The sequence below is a fragment of the Microcystis sp. LEGE 08355 genome (genome assembly GCF_015207185.1).
Classification (GTDB): Bacteria; Cyanobacteriota; Cyanobacteriia; order Cyanobacteriales; family Microcystaceae; genus Microcystis; species Microcystis panniformis.
Genome location: NZ_JADEXI010000298.1, coordinates 1 through 5,738 on the forward strand (window position 1 = coordinate 1; position 5,738 = coordinate 5,738).

General features: G+C 51.9%; 4 protein-coding genes and 2 pseudogenes. 5 read left to right on the forward strand and 1 reads right to left on the reverse strand.

Features of this window, described 5'->3' with window-relative positions; translation table 11 throughout:
- The first annotated feature begins 131 nt into the window (after window positions 1–131).
- From IQ242_RS15165 to IQ242_RS15175, 3 genes and pseudogenes are all read left to right on the forward strand, one after another.
- The gene (locus IQ242_RS15165) at window positions 132–344 is read left to right on the forward strand and encodes a hypothetical protein (protein WP_193960528.1); all 213 of its coding nucleotides are present in this window, start codon (window positions 132–134) and stop codon (window positions 342–344) included.
- Window positions 345–391: 47 nt separating this feature from the next.
- Window positions 392–973, forward strand: a complete 582-nt coding sequence (gene ssuE / locus IQ242_RS15170) for an NADPH-dependent FMN reductase (protein WP_012265981.1) — start codon at window positions 392–394, stop codon at window positions 971–973.
- 85 nt (window positions 974–1,058) lie between these two features.
- Window positions 1,059–2,282, forward strand: a pseudogene (locus IQ242_RS15175) (bifunctional 3,4-dihydroxy-2-butanone-4-phosphate synthase/GTP cyclohydrolase II); the annotation flags it as partial.
- A gap of 341 nt (window positions 2,283–2,623) precedes the next feature.
- Here the strand turns inward: IQ242_RS15175 and IQ242_RS26760 are convergent.
- Window positions 2,624–2,755: a hypothetical protein gene (locus tag IQ242_RS26760; protein WP_255520658.1), complete on the reverse strand. Its 132-nt coding sequence runs from the start codon at window positions 2,753–2,755 to the stop codon at window positions 2,624–2,626.
- Window positions 2,756–2,930: 175 nt separating this feature from the next.
- Between IQ242_RS26760 and IQ242_RS15180 the strand changes: the two are divergent.
- Both IQ242_RS15180 and IQ242_RS15185 read left to right on the forward strand, forming a co-directional pair.
- Window positions 2,931–4,351: pseudogene (locus tag IQ242_RS15180) on the forward strand (iron uptake porin).
- A 68-nt stretch (window positions 4,352–4,419) separates the two neighbouring features.
- The gene (locus IQ242_RS15185; protein ID WP_193960529.1) at window positions 4,420–5,604 is read left to right on the forward strand and encodes an acyl-CoA dehydrogenase family protein; all 1,185 of its coding nucleotides are present in this window, start codon (window positions 4,420–4,422) and stop codon (window positions 5,602–5,604) included.
- Window positions 5,605–5,738 lie beyond the last annotated feature (134 nt).

The following is a 5,738-nucleotide window of genomic DNA, read 5'->3' on the forward strand; positions in this document are numbered from 1 at the left end:
AACCTTTGGGCTCGATCCAATAAACGCTTGGGGAGAGAATACCTCTACTTTTTCAGAAGCAATTCTGTCTAAGCAAGTAATCTCTGTGAACCAAGAATCCCCGTCTCTTTAGAGCGGGGAGTGTCAAATCGGTGATTAGTTTGGTCATCTCGCTGATTCTTTACGCCGCAACGGAAGTCCTCTTCGGTCGGGCCAATATCCGACCGGGACTGTACTGGTGGTTCGATATTCTCTGGGTGCAGGTGTTTCTCATGGCCCCGGGATTGTACGACGGTATCGGACTCTGGCAAAGTCGCGCCGAGATAACCGCTGATCGCCCTGCCGAAGCCGTATCTCGTTCCTGATCCGCGAGACCGTTATTACCCATTATTACCAATCTAGGAGATTTACGATGGCGAATATTCTCTCGATCGCTGGCAATCCCACCGCTCCTTCTAAAACCTACGGATTCGTTCAATACGTCAACGAACTCCTAGAAAAAGAGGGATTTCATACCGATACGATCGCCGTGCGGGACTTCTCGCCGGAAGACCTCATCTACGGACGCTACGATAGTCCGGCCCTAGAACCGATAAAAGCTCTACTAGGACAGGCCGACGGGATTATCGTGGCCACCCCGATCTACAAGGCCGCCTACACCGGACTGCTGAAAGCTTTCTTGGATTTACTGCCCCAGGGGGCGTTCGCCAACAAAGTGGTACTGCCGATCGCCACTGGCGGCACGATCGCTCATCTACTGGCGATCGATTATGCCCTCAAGCCGGTTCTCTCGGAACTGAAGGCGCGTCACATTCTCGGCGGTATTTATGCGATCGATAAACAATTGCAATTCCAGGCCTCTGGCCAACTCCAACCCGATGAGGAGATCGGGCAAAGAACCCAAGAGGCGGTACGGGATTTCGTCGTTGCGGTGAACCTACATCGAGCGGCCACGAAGGAAAAAACCCCTACCCCCCTGCCCGTACATACATAAAAGTGTCAGCTTGTCAAGATTCCTCTGAACTATTTTTATGAGCGAGCCTACCCTATCGATTGCCTCTTCCTCTCGAATCATCACCCTGGCGCGACGGAACCCGGTCGAACCGAGGTTTACCCCGGTCGATCGGGCCCTCGATGCCCTACGATCTGGGCAAGCCATCGTCGTCGTGGACGATGAAAAACGAGAGAACGAGGGGGATTTAATCTGCGCCGCCGAGTTCGCCACACCGACGATGATTAATTTCATGGCTACCCGGGCCCGGGGGTTGATCTGTCTGGCCATGACCGGCGATCGCCTAGACGAATTGCAATTACCGCCGATGGTGGAGAAAAATGGCGATCACCATCAAACCGCTTTCACCGTCAGTATCGATGCGGCGCCGCACTACGGCGTTACTACGGGGATATCGGCGAGCGATCGCTCACTCACCATCCAAGTGGCGCTTTCCCCCACCACTACCCCCGATGATCTCAGCCGTCCGGGGCATATTTTCCCACTCCGAGCGCGAGCGGGTGGGGTTTTCGAGCGGGCAGGACATACCGAGGCGGCGGTGGATCTGGCTCGTTTAGCTGGACTCTACCCCGCCGGAATAATCTGCGAGATCCAGAACCCCAACGGCTCGATGGCGCGTTTACCGGAGTTGATGAGCTACGCGGACGAGTACGGTCTAGCGATTATCCGAATCACCGATCTGATCCGCTATCGCGAAGGGGTAGAATCCTCGGTATCGCGGGAAGCGATCGCCCGTCTGCCTACGGAATTCGGCGAATTTAATATCTACGCCTATCGCGACCTCCTCGATGGTTCGGAAGCGACAGCGATCGTCAAAGGCGATCCGGACAAATTTTGCGATCGGACGACTCTGGTCCGAATTCATTCCCAGTGTTTTACCGGGGATGTTCTCGGTTCCTCCCGTTGTGATTGTCGCCAACAACTGCATATCGCCCTGAAATCGATCGAAACCGCCGGACAAGGGGTTGTGGTCTATCTTCCACAGGAGGGACGAGGTGTCGGTCTGATCAATAAGCTCAAGGCCTACTCCCTACAGGATCTCGGCCTAGATACGGTAGATGCCAACAGGAGGCTAGGATTCGAGGCGGACGGGCGTACCTATCGGCTGGGAGCGCATATTCTCAAGGATTTGGGGGTAGCCGATATCCGTTTACTAACTAATAATCCCCAAAAAGTTCAGGGTCTCCGAGATTGGGGGATCAACATTGTCGAGCGAATCCCTCTCGTCATGCCTCCAAACTACCACAATCAACAGTATTTGCTGACAAAGCGCGAAAAACTAGGGCATCTGTTGCCGTTTAGCTAGGGTTGGCTGAATAAATCTAAAAACCTTGTTGGGTAAAACTTTTAGACCTTTTGGCCATCAAAAAGTAATGGATAGGGGAGTGATCGGGGGAAAAATTCAGGGACTTTTTCCCTGAAAATTAGGTAATTGACCCCCTCAAAATCGGTAAAACCCTACACCCCACACCCCACACCCTACACCCTGCCCCCACGAAAAACTTTTTGCCGCAAACCCTAGCTAATCACTCCCCTTTTCTAGCGTAGGGGTCGGAAAAAGAGCAATGCCTGTTGGCAAAGCGGCGGAAGTTCTGCCCGTGTTCTCAAGATAGGACTCCTATTCCCCAGGCCTTAGGATTCTGCGGTTTTACCCTGGAATTCTGCTACAGCACCGGCTTGGGATAACGAGACTTTCTCAATTGCTGCCGGAGATATGGGAATCGAGCGAGCGCGATTCCGAGGATTCGTCTGGCCAAAAAACACCGACTATCTCTATTTTTTGGATGTGAGGATTTCGATGGTTTCTCTCTCTTGTAATTCGTTATCGCGACCTTCTCTCCTACTGGGAAGCGTTTTCTTTGCCGTACCCGCGTTCGCTCAAATCGACCCTTCGGGTTTACCGCTAACCGATATGTCGAAAAACCATCCCGATCCGGCGATGGCGCAACTCACTTCTGTGTCCCAACTTGCCGATGTTCCGCCGACGGGCTGGGCGTTCGAGGCACTGCGATCGTTAGTGGAACGCTATGGCTGTATTGTCGGCTATCCCGACCGCACCTATCGGGGCGACCGCGCCTTAACCCGTTGGGAATTTGCCGCCGGTTTGAATGCTTGTTTAAACTCGAGCGATCGCTGCAAGCAGGGGTTTCGATCGCCCAACGAGACCTCGATACACTCAAGCGCCTTGCCCAGGAATTTCAGGCCGAGTTAGGAGCTTTAGGGGCGAGAGTGGATAACCTAGAAAACCGGGCTGCTTTCCTAGAAGACCATTCCTTTTCGACGACCACGAAACTACTGGGTGAGGCGATTTTCGTGGTCGCCAACGCCTTTCAAGGTGCGAGCGAGGGGAGCAATACCGTGTTTCAAGATCGCGTGCGTCTTCGGTTCGTTAGCAGTTTTACGGGCAAAGACCAGTTAAACGTACGGTTAGATGCTGGTAATGCCCGACGATTTAATCTGGGGGATGGGACTCCGGAAGCTACTCAATCCTTTAACCTAGTCCCCTCTCTAGACAATAATGTCAATATCGGTTGGCTCGCCTATTATTTTCCCATTGGCGATCGCATTTCCGCCTATATTGGAGCGGTCAATGGTGTCACCTACGATTTTATCCCGACGCTGAACCCCTATCTCGATAGCGGTACGGGCGGCGGAAAAGCACTAACCGTGTTTGCGTCCGCCAACCCCATTTACCAGATCGGTGGGGGTGCGGGAGGTGGCTTTAACTATCAACTGAGCGATCGCTGGATCGCCAGCTTGGGTTATCTGGCCGGGGATCATGCCGATCCCAATCCGGGTAGTGGTCTTTTTAATGGTCAATACGCTGCGATCGCCCAAATCGCTTGGCTCGATTCTCGATCGGGTTTCGGGATCACCTACGTCCACGCCTACCAAAATCGGGGAGATTTATTTGACATCGGCAGTAGTTTTGGTATTGTCGGCACTAGGCAGGCTAATAATCCTTTTGGCACCCCATTGATCAGTGATTCCTTCGGTGCGTCGGGGTTCTTTACCATCACGCCGAACTTGGCGATTAATGGTTTCCTGGGCTATACCAACTCTAGAAATCTCCAAGGCCACGGAAATGCTGACATTTGGTACTATAGTCTAGGTTTCGCCTTTCCCGATGTGGGCAAAGATGGCAATCTGGGCGGTCTCGTGGTTGGCGTTCAGCCCTATCAAGCCAATAATCCCACGGATGCCAACGATTTACCGATCCATGTCGAGGCTTTTTACAAATATCAAATCAATGACAATATCGCCATCACTCCTGGCTTATTTTGGCTGATCAACCCCGGTCAAAATAGTAATAATACCAGTGTTATTATCGGTACACTGAGAACCACATTTACCTTCTAGCAATCCACAAAATTTCCCCCTATACCTTCCTGTTTAGGGGGATTCGATATATCTAAGGAATCTCGATCATGTCAGTATCCCCTAGTCAGTCTGCGGATTATTATCTATCTCTCGCGGTTTCTCTGGCATCGGAATTCGCCATCGATGCAGTGGAGCGAGACCATCAGGGTGGAACCCCGAAACTGGCGCGCGATCGCCTCCGCCAAAGTGGTCTTTTGACCTTAATTATTCCCCGAGAATACGGTGGTTCTGGCGAGAGTTGGATTACCTTATTTCGCATCGTTCGAGAGTTCGCCCAAGTCGATAGCTCGATCGCTCATATTTTTTCCTACCATCATCTTGGGGTGATCGTTCCCCATCTTTTCGGGACGATCGAACAGAAGGAATACTACTACAAGGAAACCATCCGACAGAATTGGTTTTGGGCGAATGCGTTAAATCCCTTGGATCGTCGGACAGCGATCGCTTCCGAGGGCGATATTTTCCGACTAGAAGGCAAGAAAAGCTTCTGTTCCGGTTCGTGGGATTCTGACATTTTACCCGTTACGGCGATCGATCAGGAGACGGGGAAAATATCGGTTCTTGTGGTTCCCACCCAGCGTGAGGGAGTAGAACTGCACGCCGATTGGGATAATATGGGTCAACGGCAAACCGATAGTGGTAGTGTTTCGTTTCATAATGTGGCGATTTACCCCCGGGAGTTTTTCGGTTCGCAAGCCTTTCCTGCGCCACCTTTCGCCACTTTCCGCGCCTGTTTAACCCAGTTGAATCTAGCCAATATCTACTTGGGGATTGCCCTGGGGGCTTTTGAGGCCGCACGACGGTACACGAGAGAGCAAACCCGTCCTTGGCTAAATGCCGGGGTCGAGCGAGCGACGGAAGCTCCCTATCTCCTCCATCGTTACGGCAGTCTGTGGGTCGATTTAGAGGCGGCCAGAGGTTTGGTTGATCGAGCAACGGAAATTCTACAGGACGCGTGGGAGGAACAATGGCATCTCACCGCTGAAAAGCGCGGTCGCTGTGCCGTGGCGATCGCAGTGGCCAAGGTGGCGGCGACACGGGTGGGATTAGAGGTGGTGAATCAAATGTTCGAGGTCATGGGGGCGAGGGCGACATCGAGTTCCTACGGGTTTGATCGCTACTGGCGGAATCTACGAACTTTTACCCTTCATGATCCTGTGGATTACAAAATTCGCGATCTGGGCAATTGGATTGTCAATGAAAAATTCCCAGAACCGAATTTTTATTCTTAATAACGCTGGTTCTTCGTTACTTGTTATGGTTCGATAGGGGGGCATAAATCGACTAAATCCTTATCTGGCAAGAGATTTAATTGATTAGTTCGCTCTAGAGCAAAAACAATTGACAAAAATCGAAGCAATGTCTT